This window comes from Fusicatenibacter saccharivorans (genome assembly GCF_015557635.1).
In the GTDB taxonomy this organism is placed as follows: domain Bacteria; phylum Bacillota; class Clostridia; order Lachnospirales; family Lachnospiraceae; genus Fusicatenibacter; species Fusicatenibacter saccharivorans.
Window position 1 is genome coordinate 1 of the sequence record NZ_JADNOP010000014.1, and the last position, 21,828, is coordinate 21,828.

A 21,828-nucleotide genomic window follows, 5' to 3' on the forward strand; every position below is an offset into this window, starting at 1 on the left:
GTACCGCAGGGCATACGGGAACAGGATAAACATAGCTTGTGGACACTGTGTAAGACATTGCAGTACCGTAAGGTATTTGTCAATGCAGTAGTGGAAGAAACAAGAATCCCCCTGCTTTAGCTGGTTGCTCATAAAAAAGTGAATCCGACCTATGGCTGCAATCAAAGGTCGGATTCTTTTTTTATGTTAGGGCTGGAATATCCATGGCTCCCTCTGACGCGGGAGGCTTGGATGCGGTGCAAAATCGCACATTACCGCACTACACCGAATGGTGTATAGAAGTGCGCCCTTACTGTTTGACAAATTGGAATTGATTTTCCTTTTTATTTCTTAGTATCAATCCAAATGAAAACTCTCTCGTCAGTTCTTTCAGTAACAACACCTCCGTTTGCTATTGCCACAGCTTGAGATGCTATGTTATCTAAAAGAATGGTTACTAACACTTTATCTATTCCCATTTCTTTCGCTTCATTAAGCAATAATCTCAGCAGTTCTTTTCCATATCCTTTTCCACGAAACGCTGGTGCAATTCCGTACCCGATATTTCCTCCTGCTTTTCTCAGTGCCTCAGTCAAAAAATGTCTGGCAGAACCAAATCCAACCGGAATACCATCAGCATATAGCCAAAAAGTTGTAGAAGGCACTTTCCAACCATCTACAATCCCTTCTTGCTCAGAATCCCTCTGTTTTACAATCAGCCATTCTTTATACTCATCAAATGTTAATCCGTTGGCTTTGTTAATTAATCCATTTTCTTCAGCAGGGATCTCTTGCAGCATTGTGTAAATATCTAAGCCATTATCAACTGACAATCTTTTTAATTCCAACATTATTTTCAATTCTCCTTAATCAAATAAACTCAAGTTTATCAGTCTGTTTAATCATATCATATGGCTTCAATGTACGGCAAGAACAATCCCGGCAGACATTACTGCCGGGACTGATGCTGTTTTATGGACATCTACATTTAGCTGTGGGGAGTGTCAAAAAATGATATGGGTGTCAAAACACTCGTTTTATAGTAACTCATTAACTAACGTACCTTGAAAATTTCATATAAGACAACAAATATTTCATATTAGTAGTGTTTTCCATTAACATACATTCAGATTCTTTGTTGCTTTTTTAGCTGTTTGCTGAAAGTAAGGCGCACTGATCCAGACTGTCCAGATATGCTGACAGTTTCTTAAAATTCAATGCCGCAAGTTTAATTCCGAACCGAAGCTTTGTGGCTAAAAGTCCTCTGACCGGCATTGCCCTGTCTGCTTGATATAGCTGCAGCTTTTCGGGGCATTTCCGGCAGGACAGCTGATAACCCTGGTCCCTTCTTCTGTGAATAAGAAATTATTCATTCTTAGCAAAAGACATGGGATCACCTCACAAATAATCTGAGATCATTATACCATTTCCTGACATAAATTTATTGTTTTATATGAAATTTTCAAGGTTCGCACGGGTGTACCTTTTTTTACAAAAATGATTAGTCAATATTTCTAAATTTAAAGGTTAATTCTTCTATATCTTCCAATATACTATCCATGATATCTTCTAGATAAGTAAAAACGCGCGTGAAAATCTAAAATAATTTTGGAGAGTTATTGCAATGAGAGACAAATAATAGAGGTATTGTAAAATCTCAAATGTTTGGCCTTATAGTAGGACTTTCTAAGAATATAGGGAGGAATAACATGAAAAGGAAGAAAATTTTAGCTCTGCTTATGGTAGCAGCACTCTGCGTTGGAACAGTGGCAGGATGTGGCTCCAAGGATACGGAAAGCAGTAAGAATGAAAACAGCGAGAGCAGTACTGGGGACAGTAAGGATGATTTGTCACCTATAACTTTCAAGTACTACAATGCAGACGGAAAAAATGGTAACTGGGAAAATCCTGTTGCTCAGGCGATTACTGAAGCCACAGGTGTGACTTTGGATATTTCCTATCCGGTATCCAGTACAGGCGATCCTGACGAGGATATATCTTTGATGATTGCTGAGGACAAATATCCAGATATGATTTATGCTAAGCAAAGTGTAAACAGTCTGTATGAGGCAGGTGCACTTATTGATATGACAGATCTGATCGAGGAATATGGTCCAAATATTAAAAAAATGTACGGCGATGAGTTTGAAAAGCTGAAATGGGGTTCTGGAGATGAAGGAATATATCAGCTTTCTTATGCTGGTGTAGGATACCAGATTTTGGCAACCGGAGGAAACTGCCAGATACAGTACGCAGCTCTTAAGGAAAATAATTATGAATATCCTAAGACTCTGGAGGAGTATGAAGCCCTGATCAAGCAGTACCTGGCAGCACATCCTAAAACCGATGATGGTCTGGATACCATTGGTATTTCCATGAGTGCTGCTGACTGGCACTGGCTCATTACACTCAGTAATCCCGCTGGATTTATTGCTGATGGTGCACCGGATAACGGTTCCTGGCTTGTTGATGATAACTATAACTGCATTTACAAGCATGTGAGTGATAAAGAAAAAGAATATTTCAGATGGCTGAGTCGTATGTATGATGAGGGAATTCTGGATCCAAACTTTGCAACACAGACAGATGACGATTACATTGCAAAGCTTGCCAGCGGACGTGTTGTAGCTATTACTGATGCACTTTGGCATTATGGACAGGCGGAAGCAACATTGAAAGCAGAAGGAAAACTGGATAAAACATATTGTCCGCTTCCTGTGACAATTGATGCTGAGACGAAGGCACCCACACTGATGTATCAGGGTCTTCAGGTTGGATACGGACTGGCAATCACAAAGGACTGTGAGGATCCGGTTCGTGCAATTAAATTCCTTGATTATCTCTGCTCCGATGAGGGTGCAGTACTTTACAAATGGGGTGTTGAAGGAGAAAACTATTTTGTAGATGAGAATGGAATGAGATATCGTACGGAAGAAGAGATTGCAAAAGCAAGTTCTGATCCGGATTACGGAAAAAATACTGGTATTGGCAATTATACGGGATTTCCGATTTATGGAGACGGTGCAGTGGATGAAAATGGTAATCCTTACACACCTGTTACGAGAGAATCTGTAATTGCAGAGTATAACGAGGAGCAGAAGGCAGCTTGTGAAGCATGGAATGTAGAGATGCTGACCGATATCTTCCCGCAGCCAGATGAATTCGAAACACCGCCGTATTCCCCACTTTGGGCATATGCGACACCGCAGGAGATTACGAACAATGTGGAAATTCTGAATGAGATTGCATGGCCGGGACTGATTAAGTGCGTAACAGAAAGTGTAGATAATTTTGATGCAAACTGGGATAAGCTGATTGCGGATTATGAGGCTAATGGATTGGAAGAAACAGAACAGATGATGACAGATTTCCTGGCAGAAAAAATTTCATAAACAAAAATATGGAAACTGATAAAGGGACCTGATTCGTAAGGAGTCAGGTTCTTTTCATAAATGGATAAGAGGGGAATAGAAATGAAAGGCAGGGAAAAAATATGAAAAGTAATACGATATATCCGCCGATGTCCGAACGTGAGATCAGCGGTGCTGCAATATCGAGAGAAGCGGCGACGCAGGGAATGGTACTTTTAAAAAACATAAATGGGGTTCTTCCGTTAAAGGGCAGGGGAAAGATTGCCTTGTTTGGAAACGGAGCTGCCAGAACAATCCGCGGCGGAACGGGATCGGGAGATCCTTTTAACGGCGGTCTTTCCGGCGGTGGTGATCAGGATGTGGATCAGTCTCTGCGTTATCATATTAATATTCTGAATGCTATGGAAACAGAAGGTTTTGAGATTGTGAACCGGGAACAGCAGATGGCGTGGGCCAGATGCTATGATCTGGCCAAAAGAGAGATGAAGGACCAGGTCATGAGTGTTTTTGCGTTTCCGGAGGAACCGCTGACAACAGAAAAACTGGAAGAATATGCAAAAGAAACAGAAACTGCTATTTGTGTCATTTCGAGAAATTCCGGTGAGGGAAATGATCGTTTCATGAAAAAAGAAGTATCCATTGGGGATAAAAAGTATGAAATTGGAGATTACAGGCTTTCTGCAGTGGAGATGGATAATCTTAAAAAGCTGCGGTCAGCTTTTTCCTCATTGATACTGGTGCTGAATGTTCCGGGCTCCATATCGGTGCAGGATCTGGAGGCAGCTTGTGCGGATGCTATTCTTCTCATGGGGCAGGCAGGACAGGAGGGAGGAGCCGCCGTTACCGATATTCTCACAGGTAAGGCAACACCGTCAGGAAAACTGACCGCAACCTGGGCAAAAAAATATGAAGATTATCCTACGGCAGGCAATTTCCTTCAGGATTTTAATAAAGCAGTATATACGGAAGGAATTTATGTAGGTTATCGTTACTTTGATACATTTAATGTTGATCCGGGTTATCCTTTTGGTTATGGACTCTCCTATACGACATTTGCACTGGGAAATCTGGAGGCATCGCTGGATGAGGATACACTGGTTCTTGGCGTAACAGTAGAAAATACAGGAGCGTTTGCCGGACGTGAAGTTGTGCAGGTATATGTTTCTGCACCGGTATCGGAGATGGATATGCCGGAACAGGAGCTGAAAGGTTTCCAAAAAACGATGTTACTGGCACCGGGCGAAAAGGAAGATGTCAAAATCCGCATACCGCTGCGTAATCTTGCATCTTATAGTGAAAATGCAGGAGGTTATATTCTGTCAAAAGGAGATTATGGAGTGCGTATCGGTACTTCTTCCAGAGATACAAAACCGGTGTGCAAGATTCGGCTGGAACAAACTGCTTTGACAGAACAGGTATTGGTGGAGCTTCCGTTAACGGAAACTTTGGAGGAAAAGAAGGGGTTAACTGACCGAAAGGATGAAACTATATGGAAGGATGTACCGGTTCTTCTGGCTGTGCAGATACCGGAAACGCTGGATTCGCGTTCAGCCTATAGCGATGAAAAGGTGGTTACATATGCGACAGATACCAGCTATCAGCCGGTTATGCCTTACGAAACAGTACGGTACGTGGAAAAGAAAGAATGGAAGCTGAATGATGTGGCTTCGGGCAGAGTGTCAATGGAAGAATTTGCCGCACAGCTTGATGCTGCGCAATTGGCGGATCTTTGCTGTGGTACAGGCTGGGGTGTGCAGGATGAGAACAATCCTGTGATTGGAGCCAGTTCGGAATCTGTACCTGGAGCGGCAGGGGAAACAACACACGCACTGGAAAGTTATGGTGTTTCTTCTATTGTATTGGCAGACGGTCCGGGCGGTGTGCGTATCACACAGCAGTTTGAGGCAACCGATCTGGAATCGGGGGAAAAGAGGCAGGTATACCATTACTGTACGGCATGGCCGGTGGGTACGCTTCTTGCTCAGTCTTTTGATCCGGAAATTTTGGAACAGGTAGGATGCGGAATGGCAGCAGATATGCAGGCAATGCGGATTGATTTGCTTCTGGGACCAGGAATGAATATTCAGCGTGATCCTATGTGCGGACGAAATTTTGAATATTTTTCTGAAGATCCTCTCATATCTGGAAAGATGGCGTCAGCAATGGTACGCGGCCTTCAGAGCCTGCCAGGAGGAGGTGGATGCATTAAGCATTATGCAGCTAATAATCAGGAGACGAATCGAAATGCTGTGGATTCTGTGATTGGTCAGCGGGCACTGAGGGAAATTTATCTGGAACCCTATAAAATTGCTATTCAGGAATCTCAGCCGTTGTCTATCATGAGTTCCTACAATCTGATCAACGGTGTTCCTACAGCAGATAGTTATGACTTATGTACGGATCTTGCCCGCGGAGAATGGGGATTTGAAGGTCTGATCATGACTGATTGGAACGGAGGCAGCAGTACACCCTGGAAATCCATGCATGCCGGAAATGATTTGATTATGCCGGGAGGAAAAGGAAGGGCCATGAATATTCTTCAGGCTGTGAGAACAGTTATGCCGGAGTTTGATGAACGTGGGCAGGTAATTATGGTGCAGGAAGTACCATTTGCACCGGTTTTTGCAGCCCGCTGGAATTCCTTTACGGTTGATCCGGAAGGACCGGATACAGTCATGGCACCTCTGGGTGAAGGACATACTGCCGAGATGAAGGATGGAGAGATTTTGGTTGATGGGGAAAAAGTCTACATGCAGGCAAATGATATGAAAACATTTTTCAATGATCCGGCAAGCTTTGTGCCAAAGATATGCCCGGCCAATGAGGAAGTTGCTTTTATTTTAGATGATGGCAGAGCAATCGGGTACAAAGGACATTTAGATAAGAAACCTCGTCTGTGTCTCGGAGATGTGCAAAGATGTGCAGTCCATAATCTTCGGATCATTCTGAAATGTATGGGATTATAGTAGATGGGTATCAACAATTATTGTATAATGAGGTGAAAAAGTTTAGAAAATGAGAGGATGACTGAAGTCGGAAAAGAGATTGGATATGAAAATACGGAAAACTTTTTTCGTGCGTTTAAAAAGCATTATCATATGACTCCCTCTCAGTATCGGGCTGCAATACAGGAAGAGACCAATATGCAAACTGTATGTGGAGATAGAGATGTAATAAAACGGTAACAAAAAAATGACAAAATGGTAATGAAATAAGATATACATAAAATTACTAAAGAAAGGTGGAATACAAAATGGGAGATTGTTTTTACTGTAGTAAGGCAGAACCGGTAGTTCAGACTAAGGCGGGTAAGATACGGGGATTTAAGATGAATTCTACATACACTTTCCATGGCATCAAGTATGCTGATGCTGATCGCTTTCAAATGCCCAGAGAGGTAAAACCATGGAAAGGTATTAAAAATGCTCTGGCCTACGGTTATGTGTGTCCTATGCTGATGCAGGATCATCCGTTGATGGAGGTTATGATCCCACATCGTTACTGGCCAATGGATGAGAATTGTCAGTATCTGAATATTTGGACACAGAGTCTGGATCCGGAAGCAAAAAAACCGGTTATGGTATGGTTGCACGGAGGTGGATTCTTTGCAGGCTCATCCATTGAACAGGTGGCGTATGAGGGAGATCATCTGAGTGAGTACGGAGATGTGGTTGTCGTGTCATTGAACCATCGTCTGAATATTTTGGGATATCTTGATTTATCTGCTTATGGGGAAAAATACTACAATTCTGCTAATGTGGGAAATGCAGATATGGTCGCAGCCCTTCATTGGATTCAGGACAATATTGCTAGTTTTGGCGGAGATCCAGGTAATGTAACCCTGTTTGGTCAGTCCGGTGGTGGAATGAAAGTTTATTCCCTGATGAATACACCGGCTGCAGAAGGTTTATTCCATAAGGGGATTATCCAGAGCGGCGTAATAGAAGAAGGTAAAAAAGAGGCAGAGGATGACGGTACCGCAATTGTGGAGGCCCTTCTGACGGAATTGAAGTTGGAATCCGTTGAGGATTTGGAAACGATTCCTTACTATTTCCTTGCGGAAGCATATAATAAGGTGTCACCCAAGCTGCAGGAGAAAGGACTCTACGTGGGCGGAGAGCCGAGAGCAAATTCATGGTATGCCGGTGATCCGCGCAGAGTAGGATTTACCGATGGAGCAAAAAAGATTCCGGTGATAGTGGGTAGCGTTTTTGGAGAATTTGATTTCAAGCCGGTTCTGGAGAATAGGGATGAACTGACCCGTGAGGAAACGATGAAACTTCTGGAAAAATGCTTTCAGGAGGATGCAGAAGAGATTGCAGCAGAATTCGAAAAAGCATATCCGAATAATCGCCTTGTAGATGTTCTGTCGCTGGATTATATTTTCCGTTATGCATCGAAAGATTTCATTGCGAAGAAGTCAGTACATAAGGAAGCTCCCGTATATTCCTACATGTTTAATTATGAATTCCCATATGAGGGAGGAAAACTGGCATGGCATTGCTCTGAAATCCCGTTTGTTTTCCATAATATTGACCGAATTCCTATCTGCAATGTGCCGGGAGAAACAGACCGCCTGCAGGAGAGAATATGTGGTGCCTGGATAAACTTTGCGAGATACGGAAATCCTTCCGTTCCTTCTCTTCCGCAGTGGCCGGTATGTGAGCCAGGTAAAGAGGCAATTATGATTTTTGACAATATCTGCGAAGTTAAAGATAATTATGACCACAGGCTGATGGAGCTTCTTGTTAAACATGCTCCGGCATTTACTGTACCATTAGATGAGGATGCAGAAAATGTATTTATGCACTGATGCGGAAAGGATGGAATGCATATGGCAAAGCTGACTACATATCAGGTGACGGAGATTGCAAAAGACACCTGGGTTATCAATGAGGCTGGTATGACAGCCATGTTTTTGTTAAAAGGTACGGAACGTGCATTACTCATCGATACGGGTGTCGGAATGACAGACCTGAAAAAGCTGATTTCCTGGCTGACTCCGCTTCCCTATGATGTAGTGCTGACACATGGACATCCGGATCATATCGGAGGAGCTGCTCAGTTTGAAGAGGTATATATTCACGAAAAAGATGAGGATAGTCTTAAACCGATAAATTATGATAGAATCGCAGATTATGTGGAACTTTTGGGAAATATGGGAGCTTACGATGTGTATGACTGTAGCCCTGCGGATATCCGGCGGATACAAAAGATGCCAAAATGTCTTCCTTTGAAGGAGGGGATGGTGTTTGAGCTGGGGGGACGCAGTATCGAGGTAATTGAGACACCGGGTCATACATCGGGAGGCTGTTGTTTCCTTGATCGGAAAGAGCGAATCCTGTTTTCTGGAGATGCCTGCAATGGTAATCTGCTCTGCAGAGACAGTATTAATACACTATTGGGAGCTCTGGATAAAATCAAGTCCTATGAAAGTGAATTTGACCGCAATTTTAATGGCCATGTGGGATATGCGGGAATGCCTTTCGTTGGTTCCATGGATCATAGCATCATGAATACAGCGATACGCATCTGTGAGAATATCCTTTCAGGAACTGCGAAAATCGAGGATGGCGGTAAGAATGCGTTTGACGGAGATTGCAAGGTTGCGACAGACGGAAGAATCCGTATTGTATTTTCCCCAGACAGACTGATAGATGAAGGTGAAATTCCAGTAAGATAAACACAACAGACTCCGCTGGGGTTAACTTAAGCCTGAAAGCCTTGAAATCAAGACCTTTGGGCTTTTTATAAGTGTGCCATCAAGGCAGAATCTCCGGTTCTGGTGGCTTACAGTACCATAGAAATGATGAGGTAATAAGAATGAAAAAATATTTTTTATATTTTCTTGGTTTGAATTTAATAGCTTTTGCTGTTGTATTAAATGTTCGCTTTGATTTAGGAGTTGCTGCTTTTAGTTCTGTGATGTATTCAATATCACAAATCTATAACATTTCTTTAGGAACAGCTTCTATTATCTGTTACTTAATATTTGTTATTATTCAATGTATTTTATCCAAAAAGATCACAGTTACTTTTATTTTAGAAATTCCGTTATCGTTTGCTTTTGGTTGGTTGACTGATTTATATGATTTTATAATTCCTACATTATCGTTAAGTTTATACTTAAGGGTTATTTGTTTTATTATGACGATGTTCATTACTGCAATGGGCGTATTTTTAAGCGTGAAAACAAATCTTATTTTAACACCAACTGATGGTATTGTAAAAACTATTTCAGAAGTCTTCTCTTTTCCTTTTTCAATAGTGAAAAATACTTTTGATATTACACTTGTGTTTGTCACTATTATTTTATGTTTAATTAATCATACCCATTTTTATGGTCTTGGTATAGGAACCATACTGACAGCCTTATTTATAGGAAGAATTATTAATATTTATGAAAAAAAGATACAGTTATCTTTTTAAAGGTGGCAATTGGGTATTACGATGCTAAACTGTTGCTGGAAGCATCGAAGGAGACACGGATCCATATGCAGATGGTCTTTGCCTTGTTAATGGGGCTTAGCCAACCTTGATCATAGCGCACAATAAAACACTTGCAGCACAGCTGTATGGTGAGTTTAAGGAATTCTTCCCGGAAAACGCAGTGGAATACTTTGTCTCCTAGTATCTTGATATTAATTTGCATACCATATATTGATTTGGAAAAGTAAAATAATACTATATAAAGCATAATAAACGATGCGTTAAAAGTAAATGGACATGATGGATTGGCTATAACGGTGAATAAAATTCGTCGAAGAAAGTAGTAAAATTGATACATGGAAAATACTGATTGAGAAACGAAGGTAAACTGGTTATAATAAAATCAAGAAGAAAGATTTGTGAATCGAGAAACTTATAGTATTATCAGCAGAAAATGAGGTGATGATGTATGCCAAAGATTATGCAGGATTTAATTAAACAGTATGTGGAAGAGGTCAAGAAGATTTATGGTTCCCATGTACGTCAGATAATCCTTTATGGTTCTTATGCAAGGGGTGACTTCCGTCCGGATTCTGATGTGGACATTATGATTCTGGTAGATATGTCAGATCTGGAATTAAAGGCATATGCACAACAGCTCTCGTACATGACCTATGACTTTAATATGGATCATGACACGGATATTAAGCCTATTGCAAAAAGTGAAGCACATTTTAACAAGTGGATTGTGAACTATCCATTTTATTCCAATATTCATAAAGAAGGGGTAGTTTTGTATGGAGCAGCATAATCAGGAAATCGGTACTAGACGGGATCTGGTGTTATATCGTCTGGAAACAGCCCGAAATGATCTGAAATCAGCAAGAGCATTATTTTCTATTGAAGATTATAAAGGAGCCAATAACAGGGCATACTATTCTATTTTTCATGCAATTAATGCAGTACATGCTGTAAGCGGTAAAGCATATAAAAGGCATAAGGATGCTGTGGCTAACTTCAATAAGGATTATGTGAAAACATCAGTGTTTCCAAGAGAAATGGGAAGGAAAATCGGACAGGCAGAAGAGATTCGCCATGCCAGCGATTATGATGATTTTTATATTGCAAGTAAAGAAGAATCAGAACGGCAGATTTCAGTTGCAGATGAATTTATAATTCTGGCAGAAAAATATTGTATGGAACAGCTTGAAAAACAAAAGGAAAATTGAAATGAACGAGGATGCCCCTCAGGGTTTGAAACCCTGAGGGATATTTTATGTAAAAGTATATTATTCTAATAAGCGCAACGGATGCTCCCCATACCACAATGGAAATATTATAGCTGAGGAGATTCCGCCGGAATTGCTTTCTTATATGGAAGAAGTATTACCGGAAAAGAAGGAGCTGGATACGGAAATTGTTCTGGATACAATGATAAATGTAAATGAATTTTTGAAGAACTAATGTTCGCATCATATATACAATTTTAAATTTCCATGATATAATATCTCTTACATTTGAGTGTTAATTCGTCCACGTTAGTTTTACTACTTTTTATCAGTCTATAAAATATCGGGTGGTGAACAGAATTCGTCGAGAGGCATATTCGGCTAAAATCAGAGAATGTGCTTCGACGAATTTCTGACTGATAGACGAACTTTTTTGATATAAAAACCAGGAGGTGCTTTTTTGCAGAATTCACAACAAATATTCAAATTACACTCCGAATACCAGCCTACAGGCGACCAGCCCCAGGCAATCGAAAAACTGGTCAAAGGCTTTCAAGAAGGTAATCAATGCGAGACTTTGCTGGGCGTTACAGGTTCCGGCAAGACCTTTACCATGGCAAATGTTATTGCACAGTTAAATAAGCCAACCTTGATCATAGCGCACAATAAAACACTTGCAGCACAGCTGTACGGTGAGTTTAAGGAATTCTTCCCTGAGAATGCAGTAGAATATTTTGTCTCCTACTACGACTACTACCAGCCGGAGGCTTACGTGCCGTCTTCGGATACGTATATTGCGAAGGACTCTGCGCGGAACGATGAGATTGATAAGCTGCGGCTTTCCGCGACTTCTGCACTGAGTGAGCGGAACGATGTCATTGTGGTTTCCAGTGTTTCGTGTATCTATGGAATCGGAAGCCCGAAGGACTACATGGAGATGATTATTTCGCTCCGCCCGGGAATGGAAAAGGACCGGGACGATGTGATCCGGCAGTTGATTGATATTCAGTATGACCGGAATGATATGGATTTCCACCGCGGTACGTTCCGCGTGCGCGGTGATGTATTGGAGATTTTTCCGGCGGAGGAGACGGACAAGGCGGTGCGCGTCGAGTTCTTCGGGGATGAGATTGACCGTCTGGTGCAGATCGATACGCTGACGGGTGAAATCTTATGTGAACTGAACCACATCGCAATCTTTCCTGCCTCCCACTACGTTGTGCCGATGGACACGATCCTGAAAGCAACAGGCGAGATTGAAAAGGATATGGAAGAGCAGGTGAAGTTCTTCAAGCACGAGGGAAAACTGATCGAGGCCCAGCGCATCGAGGAGCGGACCAATTTCGATATTGAGATGCTCAAAGAAACCGGCATCTGTTCCGGCATCGAAAACTATTCGCGTTACCTCTCCGGATTAAAGCCAGGCGAGCCGCCCTACACACTGATGGACTATTTCGGAGATGATTTCCTCATCATTGTGGATGAGTCGCATAAGACTGTTCCGCAGATCCGCAGCATGTATGCCGGCGACCAGTCGCGGAAATCGACGCTGGTGGACTATGGATTCCGTTTGCCGTCCGCAAAAGACAACCGCCCGTTGAACTTCGGCGAGTTCGAGGACCGGATCGATCAGATCCTCTTCGTATCTGCCACGCCGGGCGACTACGAGGCAGACCACGAGCTGCTGCGCGCCGAACAGATCATCCGCCCGACCGGCCTTCTCGACCCGGATGTCGAGGTACGCCCGGTGGAGGGACAGATCGACGATCTGATTTCGGAAGTAAAGAAAGAAACTGAAAAACACAACAAAGTTCTCGTGACGACGCTGACGAAGCGTATGGCAGAGGATCTGACCGACTATATGAAAGAGGCCGGCATCCGCGTGCGTTACCTGCACTCCGATATCGACACCCTGGAACGGACCGAGATCATCCGTGATATGCGTCTCGATGTCTTCGATGTGCTCGTCGGCATCAACCTTCTGCGTGAGGGTCTCGACATCCCGGAAATCACACTCGTGGCGATCCTGGATGCCGATAAAGAAGGTTTTCTGCGTTCCGAAACCTCCCTGATCCAGACCATCGGCCGTGCCGCGCGAAACAGCGAGGGCCATGTTATCATGTACGCCGATGTGATGACCGATTCCATGCGCCTCGCGATCGACGAGACGAAGCGCCGCCGTGCCCTGCAGGAAGCCTACAACAAAGAGCACGGCATCACTCCGACCACCATCAAAAAAGCCGTCCGCGATCTCATCAGCATTTCGAAAGAAGTGGCAAAGACAGAAGAAAAGATGGAAAAAGACCCGGAGTCCATGAGCCGCGAAGAACTGGAAAAACTGATCGGCCAGGTACAGAAACAGATGAAAGCCGCTGCCGCCGAACTCAACTTCGAAATGGCCGCCGAGCTGCGTGACAAAATGATCACACTGAAGAAGAGCCTGGATGACATGGAAGAATAAAAAATCAGAAATAAAAAAGAAGAAAAGAGCATGAAAAAAAGCGTGCCGGAAAAGCGACAGAAAACTTTCCGGCACGCTTTTTTTGCGTCCGATTTTGCTTCCTTCTTGTTCAGAATTGACGCAAAATAAGAATACCATTATAATATAAAATACGACCAAACGGTCGTATCAAAACGCAAAACACAAAAATAAAAAAGACAACAATAAAAAAATTAATCGCCGAATTTTCTCTTTTTACTGGAGACACTCAGCAGATAGTCGACCGAGCAGTCATAGAACCGTGCAAGCCGGATCACATAGTCGATCGGGATGTCGCGGATTCCTTTTTCGTAGCGGGAATAGACGTCGCGGTTGCATTCGAGCAGGGCAGAAATCTCTTTGATGGTGAGATCCTGATCGATCCGCATATCTTCAATTCTCTGGTATTTCATACGTTGTACCATCCTTTCAGATTCAAACCCATACTACCAAACGGTTGGATGGACAAAGTTAAATCAGATCATATGGTCGCAAATTGAAGAATGGGGCGGGAGAGAGAAACGGCGGGTGAAGACAGCCTGTGCAGAAAACAGAAAAATATGTACGGCAGAAATGGGGGAACGAATGGGAAAAGCAGAAAGAATAGAAATAGAAGATTTTGTCCAGAATATAGTGGAACGGATGGAGACGCCGGAAGCGTTTGAAAAAATGATCAGCCGGGAGGAAGAATGCGAAGCGCAGGGGCAGGAGAGCCGTCTGAGGGATGTGCTGAAGAAAGAATGGCCGGTGGACGAAAAGGGAGAGCGCATCTATCAGATCACTAATATATATGAAGAAAAAGCAGAAGAACTCCTCATTGTAGAACTGTATACCGGCATCCACCTGGAAAACGGAGTCCCGTGCGGGCATTTTACGCTGTATCTCTGCGGGGAGCCGGACGGATGGAAACTCAGCGAAACGCGGATGATGGAATATCTGCAGAATCTGTAAACGAAAAAGCAAAACAGGGAGGACAGGGAAAAGAAAAACTGTCCTCCTGCTTTTGCTGCGGCGGAGACACCGGAAAGTCAGGATCCATACGGCCGCTTCTCATCGCTGATGCCGACCAGATAATCCAGACTGACCTGATACAGCTCCGCCAGACGGATGGCAATGGAGATCGGCAGCTGCCGGACGCCTTTTTCATATCGGGTATACACATCGCGGTTGCAGCCGAGATAGTCGGCAACCTGGCGGATCGTCAGATCGTGGTCCGTGCGCAGATCCTCCAGTCTCTGATATTTCATGATTCATCACCTCTGAGAAAAATGCTACTAAATGGTCGTATCAAAATGGCAGAATCCTACCATACGGCTATAGCGCCTTTGAAACAGTAGAATGCAATAAAAAAGAAAAGTCAGATTCCTTTTCAGAAAGAAAACGGTTTATACTTTTTTCACAATTTCTTCATAGAAAAACCGGGAAAAGGTGTTGACAAACAAAAGGCAGCGTGCTATCTTAAGAGCATAGATGTTAGCACTCCACTGAAACGAGTGCTAACAGGACTATACAACAGGAAGGAGCTTATCTTAGTGGATACAGAATTGGATGAAAGAAAAAGAAAAATATTAAAAGCGATCATCCAGACGTATCTGGAAACGGGCGAGCCGGTCGGCTCAAGAACGATTTCCAAATACACGGATTTGAATTTAAGCTCCGCCACAATCCGGAATGAAATGTCCGATCTGGAAGAGATGGGTTACATCTTACAGCCCCACACTTCCGCAGGACGCATTCCTTCCGATAAAGGCTACCGCCTCTATGTAGATGAGCTGATGCGGGAAAAAGAACAGGAAGTTGCAGACATCAAAAACATGGTCATTGAAAAAACAGACCGAATGGAAAAAGTTCTGCAGCAGGTTGTCAAAGTCCTCGCTTCATCTACCAACTATGCAACGTTGATTACAGGACCGGAATATCACAGAAATAAAGTGAAATTCATCCAGCTCTCAAAAGTCAATGAAGAGCAGCTCCTGGCCGTCATCGTCGTAGAAGGCAACCTGGTGAAAAACCAGATGATCGACCTCGACGAGACCATCAACGATGAACAGATATTAAAGCTGAACCTGCTTCTGAACACACAGCTCAATGGCCTGACCATTGAAGAAATCAATCTTGGCATGATCAAGAAGATGAAAGAGCAGGCAGGCATCCACTCCGGCATCATCAGCAAAGTGGTCGATACCGTAGCGGAAGCCATCGCAGTCAGTGAAGAAGATGTGCCGGTGTACACCAGCGGCGCAACCAACATTTTCAAGTACCCTGAGCTTTCCGACAGCAGCAAAGCCAGCCAGCTGATCTCCACATTCGAGGAACGGCAGAAACTGGTCGATATGATCAAAGGAGCTGCCGAGGAGCAGGACGGAGAGGAAAATACCGGTATTCAGGTATACATCGGAAATGAATCTTCGATGGAACCATTACGGGACTGCAGCGTGGTCACCACCACATACGATATGGGAAACGGTATGCGCGGAACAATCGGTATCGTGGGACCAAAGCGGATGGATTACGAAAATGTGGTAGATAACCTGAAAACATTAAAAGTTCAACTGGACGCCGTCTTCAAAAAGCCGGACACAGGTGAGTAGAAAGGTGGAATGATCAGTGAGCGAAGAAAATAGAAAGAAAGAGGAAACCATGGAAGAACCTACACGCGAGATGGAAAAAGAAACCGGAGCAGAGACCGATCTGCCGGAAACCGAACCGGCTGCGGAGCAGGAAGAAGCAAAGAAAGCAGCAGAGGCAAAAGAAGCGGAAGCTGCAGAAGAAACTGCTGAGGATGGCAAAGAACGAAAGTTCTTCAAAAAGAAAAAAGATAAAAAAGATGAGAAAATCGAAGAGCTGACTGACCGCCTGACCCGTCAGATGGCAGAGTTCGATAACTTCCGCAAACGCACCGAAAAAGAAAAAGCAAATATGTATGCCATTGGAGCAAAAGACATCATCGAGAAGATTCTTCCGGTTGTTGACAGCTTCGAGCGCGGACTTGCAACGGTGGAAAACCCGGAGGAAGATCCGTTCGCAGACGGCATGAATAAAGTATACAAACAGTTTACCACAGCACTCGATGAACTCGGTGTAACCGTGATCGAGGCCGTTGGAAAGGAATTCGATCCGAATCTGCACAACGCAGTGATGCATGTGGAGGATGAGGAAGCCGGCGAGAACATCGTCGTAGAAGAGTTCATGAAGGGCTACATGTACAAAGGTTCCGTAGTCCGTCACAGTATGGTCAAGGTGGCTAACTAAGCCTTGAAGATAAATAAATAGAAATTAAACCATTTTTTAGCATAATTCATTGAGGAGGAAACAACAATGGGCAAAATTATTGGTATTGACTTAGGAACAACAAACAGCTGTGTAGCCGTTATGGAAGGTGGAAAACCAACCGTTATCGCAAACGCAGAGGGTGAAAGAACAACTCCATCTATCGTAGCATTCACAAAAACAGGTGACCGTCTGGTCGGCGAGCCGGCAAAACGTCAGGCTGTAACAAACGCAGACAGAACCATCCGTTCCATCAAACGTGAGATGGGTACTGATTATAAAGTAGACATCGAAGGAAAGAAATACTCTCCGCAGGAGATCTCCGCTATGATCCTTCAGAAACTGAAAGGTGATGCAGAGAACTACCTTGGTGAGAAAGTAACAGAAGCAGTTATCACAGTTCCGGCTTACTTCAATGACGCACAGCGTCAGGCAACCAAAGATGCCGGTAAAATCGCAGGTCTTGATGTAAAACGTATCATCAACGAGCCTACCGCAGCAGCTCTGGCATACGGACTGGATAACGAGAAAGAGCAGAAGATCATGGTATACGACCTTGGAGGCGGTACCTTCGATGTTTCCATCATCGAGATCGGTGACGGTGTTATCGAAGTTCTTTCCACAGCAGGAAACAACCGTCTGGGCGGCGATGACTTCGACCAGAAAGTAACAGATTACATCCTTGCTGAGTTCAAGAAACAGGAAGGCGTAGATCTTTCCAATGATAAAATGGCTCTGCAGAGAATCAGAGAAGCAGCAGAGAAAGCAAAGAAAGAGCTTTCCAGCGCAACTACAACCAACATCAACCTGCCGTTCATCACTGCAACCGCAGATGGCCCGAAACATCTCGATATGAACCTGACAAAGGCTAAATTCGATGAGCTGACCCACGACCTGGTAGAGAAAACCGCAGAGCCGGTACAGAGAGCACTCTCTGATGCAGGTCTGCAGGCATCCGAGCTTTCCAAAGTCCTTCTGGTAGGCGGATCTACCCGTATCCCGGCTGTACAGGATAAAGTAAGACAGCTGACCGGACACGAGCCGAGCAAGAGCCTGAACCCGGATGAGTGCGTAGCACTTGGTGCTTCCGTACAGGGCGGTAAACTTGCAGGAGATGCCGGCGCAGGCGACATCCTTCTTCTGGATGTAACTCCGCTGTCTCTGTCCATCGAGACGATGGGAGGTATTGCAACTCGTCTGATCGAGCGTAACACCACAATCCCGACCAAGAAAAGCCAGATCTTCTCCACCGCAGCTGATAACCAGACAGCAGTAGATATCAACGTAGTACAGGGTGAGCGTCAGTTCGCGAAAGACAACAAATCCCTCGGCCAGTTCCGTCTGGATGGAATTCCGCCAGCAAGAAGAGGCGTTCCGCAGATCGAGGTTACCTTTGATATCGATGCCAACGGTATCGTAAATGTATCTGCAAAAGACCTGGGAACAGGAAAAGAGCAGCACATCACCATCACCGCAGGCTCTAATATGTCCGACAGCGAGATCGACAAAGCAGTCAAAGAAGCTGCTGAGTTCGAAGCTCAGGATAAGAAACGCAAAGAAGCAATCGACGCAAGAAACGATGCAGACTCTATGGTATTCCAGACCGAGAAAGCAATCGAGGAAGTCGGCGACAAGCTGGATGCAAACGATAAGACAGCAGTAGAAGCTGACCTGAACGCACTGAAAGACCTCATTGCAAAATGCAATCCGGAAGAGATGACAGATGCACAGGTAGCTGACCTGAAAGCAGCTCAGGAAAAACTGATGACAAGCGCTCAGAAACTGTTCGCAAAGCTGTATGAGCAGCAGGGCGGCGCAGCAGGCGCTGGTGCCGGAACAGCTGGTGCAGGCCCGGATATGGGAAATGCAGGAGCAGCAGGCGGCCATGACGACGATGTCGTAGACGCTGACTACAAAGAGGTTTAATTTTCAGCATGTCACACTCCGTGAAAATACCGACTGTGAGTTGAAACAATAAGTAAATAAACGCAAAAAGCCCTGTGAGGCGAATGTTTGCAGGGGACGGAAAATACATTCCGCCCCCTGTATTTATGCTGGTATTGCTTTCGGAAAAGAGCTATACTGGAGCGTGCGGAAAAACATTTCTGCAAAGATGAAATTTGTGGAACAGAAATGAAAAGGTGAACATAAATGGCAGAAAAAAGAGATTATTACGAGGTCCTCGGCGTAGACCGCGGAGCGGACGATGCAACATTAAAAAAAGCATACCGTAAACTGGCCAAGAAATACCATCCGGATATGAACCCGGGCGACAAAGAGGCCGAGGCAAAATTTAAAGAGGCGACAGAAGCCTATGGCGTGCTGAGTGATCCGGACAAACGGCGTCAGTACGATCAGTTTGGCCACGCTGCATTTGAAAACGGCGGTGGCGGCGCAGGAGCCGGCGGATTCGGCGGCTTCGACTTTGGCGGCGGAGATATGGGTGATATCTTCGGCGATATTTTCGGCGACCTGTTCGGTGGCGGCGGAAGCAGAAGAAGAGCAAACAATGGACCGATGAAGGGAGCAAACCTCCGCGCTGTTGTCCACATTACGTTTGAGGAAGCTGTTTTCGGATGCCAGAAAGAGCTCGAGATCAACCTGAAGGATACCTGTACAACGTGCCACGGAACCGGCGCAAAACCAGGAACTTCACCGGAAACATGCTCCAAATGTAACGGTACCGGTCAGATTACGTACACACAGCAGACCATGTTCGGTTCTGTGAGAAACGTGACAACGTGTCCGGATTGTAACGGAACCGGAAAGATCATTCGCGATAAATGTACCGCATGCCACGGCACGGGCTATACATCCAGCAGAAAACGCATTCAGGTCAACATTCCGGCCGGAATCGACGATGGACAGAGCATCCGGATCCGTGAAAAAGGTGAGCCGGGTGTAAACGGCGGACCGAGAGGAGATCTGCTTGTCGAGGTTCAGGTAACCCGTCATCCGATCTTCCAGAGACAGGATATGAACATTTTCTCCACTGCACCGATTACGTTTGCCCAGGCAGCACTCGGCGGCGATGTGAAGATCAGCACCGTTGACGGAGACGTTCTCTACACTGTAAAACCGGGAACCCAGACCGATACGAAGATCCGTCTGAAGGGAAAAGGTGTTCCGTCCCTTCGCAACAGCAATGTGCGCGGTGATCACTACGTAACACTCGTAGTCCAGACTCCGACGAAACTGAATGAGAAAGCAAAAGAAGCCCTCCGCGCCTTCGACGAAGCCTGCGGAAACCGCCCGGCAGCAGAAGCAAAAGCAGCCGATGGTGAGAATACCGCAGAACAGCCGAAGAAGAAAAAAGGGTTTATGGATAAGGTGAAGGAAGCGTTTGAGGATATTGATAAATAAAAAATCTATCTGTTTTTGTTCTCATTCGGACAAAATTTCTCACAGACTTGAGCATGTAGAATATGAAAAGTCTTTTCCAACACGCTCTAATATGAAAGAAATAGAAAATATGAGATAAATGAAAAGAAGAACCTGCAGGAGAAACAGGTTCTTCTTTTTTGACAAAATTTAAAAATACAGAATATTCAGAAAATTGCAAATATTGATCTAAATCAAGAGAATGATGAGATGTGAAAAACTGTTCATGATATAATTAACAAAATTGCATAGGAATAAAAAAGATTGATGTTATGTAATGTAAAATAAAAAGGCAGAAAGGAAATAGAGCGGTTGGAAAATGAAAATATAGAAAAACAGGAGTTCTTCAAAACTTATTTAGGTATCAAAAATAAAAATGTGCTGAGCAGTCTGGAACAAATGGCGTATGTCTGGAAGGTGAAAGATAAGGAAGTTATCATTCGAGAAGGGGAACCGCTGCCATGCGTTCCTTTTCTGATATCGGGCATTGTAAAAGGGTATTGTGAAAGCAAGGGAGATGGAAAAGAGCATGTTTCCTGCTTTGGTTATTTAAAAGGAGACATTGTTGTAGGAATTTCCAATTTATCCGTAAATGTGAAATCACTTTTGACGATAGAATCAATCAGTTCGTGTACCATGCTGTGCGTCCCGATACCAGAATTGTTGAAGTTGATTGAGCAATCGCCGGAAATGATGCGTTTATATAACCGTGCACTCAGCCTTGCATATAAAAAGCTAATTGAACATGAGGATATTGTTGCAAACCACAGGGCAAAGGAACGATATCAATATTTTGTTGATACCTATCGGGATCTGGTAGACGTTGTGAGTAAGAAAGATATCGCTTCCTATCTGCATTTATCGCCGGAGAGTCTGAGCCGTGTCCTGAAAAGCTATAAGGAAGAAAAATAGAAAAACGAATCGAAAAGTGATGCGCGCTGAGCGGAAAAATTTAATCAAATCAAGGAAATCCCTGTTTTCATTGAGAAAAGCAATAAGCAGTGAGGCGGGGAATTGCGTGAATCAGGAGGGGAAAGCCCCTTATAAGAGAGAAGACGGCAGATCTAAAAAAAGCAGATTATAAAGTACAAAAAAGAAATGGAAGGGGAAGAAAAATGGCATTTTTAGATGGAGTAAAAGGAAAAATTTCAAAAGCAGGATATTCAACTATGCAAAAAGCAAAGGATTTGTCGGAGATTACGAAACTGAATATGGCGGTTTCTGAATCGGAGACGAAAATCAATGAAATCTACAGTGAAATAGGATATAAAGTTTACTGTGCATATCGGGAAAATCCGCTGGAAGAAGTCAAAGAGGAAATTGGCCAGATCCGGGAGCTGGAAGAGGCTATGGAAGCATGCAAACTGCAGATCCAGGCAATCAATGCAATGAACAGCTGCCCGCGCTGCGGTGCAAAAATCAAACCGGAAATGATGTTCTGCAGCAGCTGTGGAATGAAACTGCAGAGTGAAGAACAGGAAACGGTGGAAGAAGAACAGGAACGGCCGGCTTTTTGCAGTGAATGCGGAGCACCGCTGGAACCGGATATGAAATTCTGTACGGTTTGTGGACATAAAGTTGACGAGTAAAATCGAGAGCGTGTTTGAAAAAGCAAAGCACAGAAGAGAAGATCAAATCAGACAGCAAAAAGATAAATGATCCAAAATAGGGAGGTGGATTTTGGATCATT

At 44.0% G+C, this 21,828-nt stretch carries 19 protein-coding genes and 1 pseudogene; 17 read left to right on the forward strand and 3 right to left on the reverse strand.

What is annotated here, in order from left to right:
• Positions 1–323 precede the first annotated feature (323 nt).
• Positions 324–830: a GNAT family N-acetyltransferase gene (locus I2G42_RS12060; RefSeq protein WP_055227707.1), complete on the reverse strand. Its 507-nt coding sequence runs from the start codon at positions 828–830 to the stop codon at positions 324–326.
• An 858-nt stretch (positions 831–1,688) separates the two neighbouring features.
• Between I2G42_RS12060 and I2G42_RS12065 the strand changes: the two genes are divergently transcribed.
• The 10 genes and pseudogenes from I2G42_RS12065 to uvrB all read left to right on the forward strand — a co-directional run bounded on the left by I2G42_RS12065 (position 1,689) and on the right by uvrB (position 13,469).
• Positions 1,689–3,371: an extracellular solute-binding protein gene (locus I2G42_RS12065; protein ID WP_055227705.1), complete on the forward strand. Its 1,683-nt coding sequence runs from the start codon at positions 1,689–1,691 to the stop codon at positions 3,369–3,371.
• Positions 3,372–3,472: 101 nt separating this feature from the next.
• Positions 3,473–6,316, forward strand: coding sequence for a beta-glucosidase (locus I2G42_RS12070; RefSeq protein WP_055227703.1), 2,844 nt, complete (start codon positions 3,473–3,475; stop codon positions 6,314–6,316).
• 57 nt (positions 6,317–6,373) lie between these two features.
• Positions 6,374–6,535, forward strand: coding sequence for a helix-turn-helix domain-containing protein (locus I2G42_RS17030; protein WP_082424921.1), 162 nt, complete (start codon positions 6,374–6,376; stop codon positions 6,533–6,535).
• A 68-nt stretch (positions 6,536–6,603) separates the two neighbouring features.
• Positions 6,604–8,163, forward strand: coding sequence for a carboxylesterase/lipase family protein (locus tag I2G42_RS12080; protein WP_055227701.1), 1,560 nt, complete (start codon positions 6,604–6,606; stop codon positions 8,161–8,163).
• A 21-nt stretch (positions 8,164–8,184) separates the two neighbouring features.
• On the forward strand, positions 8,185–9,033 hold the full coding sequence (locus I2G42_RS12085) for an MBL fold metallo-hydrolase (protein WP_167622815.1): 849 nt from the start codon (positions 8,185–8,187) through the stop codon (positions 9,031–9,033).
• 140 nt (positions 9,034–9,173) lie between these two features.
• Positions 9,174–9,779: a YczE/YyaS/YitT family protein gene (locus tag I2G42_RS12090; RefSeq protein WP_117510997.1), complete on the forward strand. Its 606-nt coding sequence runs from the start codon at positions 9,174–9,176 to the stop codon at positions 9,777–9,779.
• Positions 9,780–9,879: 100 nt separating this feature from the next.
• Positions 9,880–9,978 (forward strand): annotated as a pseudogene (locus tag I2G42_RS16870) (DEAD/DEAH box helicase family protein); the annotation flags it as partial.
• A gap of 270 nt (positions 9,979–10,248) precedes the next feature.
• Positions 10,249–10,590 (forward strand): nucleotidyltransferase domain-containing protein, encoded by a 342-nt coding sequence (locus I2G42_RS12095; RefSeq protein WP_055220717.1) that lies wholly within the window; start codon positions 10,249–10,251, stop codon positions 10,588–10,590.
• Positions 10,577–11,008 (forward strand): HEPN domain-containing protein, encoded by a 432-nt coding sequence (locus I2G42_RS12100; RefSeq protein WP_055228289.1) that lies wholly within the window; start codon positions 10,577–10,579, stop codon positions 11,006–11,008. The genes I2G42_RS12095 and I2G42_RS12100 overlap by 14 nt, the downstream gene beginning before the upstream one ends.
• A gap of 460 nt (positions 11,009–11,468) precedes the next feature.
• On the forward strand, positions 11,469–13,469 hold the full coding sequence (gene uvrB, locus I2G42_RS12105; RefSeq protein WP_055228290.1) for an excinuclease ABC subunit UvrB: 2,001 nt from the start codon (positions 11,469–11,471) through the stop codon (positions 13,467–13,469).
• A 212-nt stretch (positions 13,470–13,681) separates the two neighbouring features.
• On the opposite strand, the gene I2G42_RS12110 is transcribed toward uvrB, so the two are convergent.
• Entirely contained in the window at positions 13,682–13,900 is a 219-nt protein-coding gene (locus I2G42_RS12110; RefSeq protein WP_055228291.1) for a helix-turn-helix domain-containing protein, read from the reverse strand.
• A gap of 172 nt (positions 13,901–14,072) precedes the next feature.
• Between I2G42_RS12110 and I2G42_RS12115 the strand changes: the two genes are divergently transcribed.
• A complete protein-coding gene (locus I2G42_RS12115; RefSeq protein ID WP_022461735.1) occupies positions 14,073–14,438 on the forward strand; it encodes a hypothetical protein in 366 nt (121 codons plus the stop codon).
• A gap of 77 nt (positions 14,439–14,515) precedes the next feature.
• Here I2G42_RS12115 and I2G42_RS12120 read toward each other — a convergent pair whose 3' ends face one another.
• Positions 14,516–14,734, reverse strand: coding sequence for a helix-turn-helix domain-containing protein (locus I2G42_RS12120; RefSeq protein ID WP_055218403.1), 219 nt, complete (start codon positions 14,732–14,734; stop codon positions 14,516–14,518).
• A gap of 285 nt (positions 14,735–15,019) precedes the next feature.
• Between I2G42_RS12120 and hrcA the strand changes: the two genes are divergently transcribed.
• The 6 genes from hrcA to I2G42_RS12150 all read left to right on the forward strand — a co-directional run bounded on the left by hrcA (position 15,020) and on the right by I2G42_RS12150 (position 21,727).
• Complete coding sequence (gene hrcA, locus I2G42_RS12125) at positions 15,020–16,078, forward strand: heat-inducible transcriptional repressor HrcA (protein ID WP_022461073.1); 1,059 nt, start codon at positions 15,020–15,022, stop codon at positions 16,076–16,078.
• A gap of 49 nt (positions 16,079–16,127) precedes the next feature.
• Complete coding sequence (gene grpE, locus I2G42_RS12130; RefSeq protein WP_022461072.1) at positions 16,128–16,739, forward strand: nucleotide exchange factor GrpE; 612 nt, start codon at positions 16,128–16,130, stop codon at positions 16,737–16,739.
• Between the two features lie 66 nt (positions 16,740–16,805).
• Positions 16,806–18,683 (forward strand): molecular chaperone DnaK, encoded by a 1,878-nt coding sequence (gene dnaK / locus I2G42_RS12135; RefSeq protein WP_055228293.1) that lies wholly within the window; start codon positions 16,806–16,808, stop codon positions 18,681–18,683.
• Positions 18,684–18,908: 225 nt separating this feature from the next.
• Positions 18,909–20,120: a molecular chaperone DnaJ gene (gene dnaJ / locus I2G42_RS12140; RefSeq protein ID WP_055228294.1), complete on the forward strand. Its 1,212-nt coding sequence runs from the start codon at positions 18,909–18,911 to the stop codon at positions 20,118–20,120.
• A gap of 330 nt (positions 20,121–20,450) precedes the next feature.
• Positions 20,451–21,050, forward strand: coding sequence for a Crp/Fnr family transcriptional regulator (locus tag I2G42_RS12145; protein ID WP_055228295.1), 600 nt, complete (start codon positions 20,451–20,453; stop codon positions 21,048–21,050).
• 203 nt (positions 21,051–21,253) lie between these two features.
• Complete coding sequence (locus I2G42_RS12150; RefSeq protein WP_055228296.1) at positions 21,254–21,727, forward strand: zinc ribbon domain-containing protein; 474 nt, start codon at positions 21,254–21,256, stop codon at positions 21,725–21,727.
• Positions 21,728–21,828 lie beyond the last annotated feature (101 nt).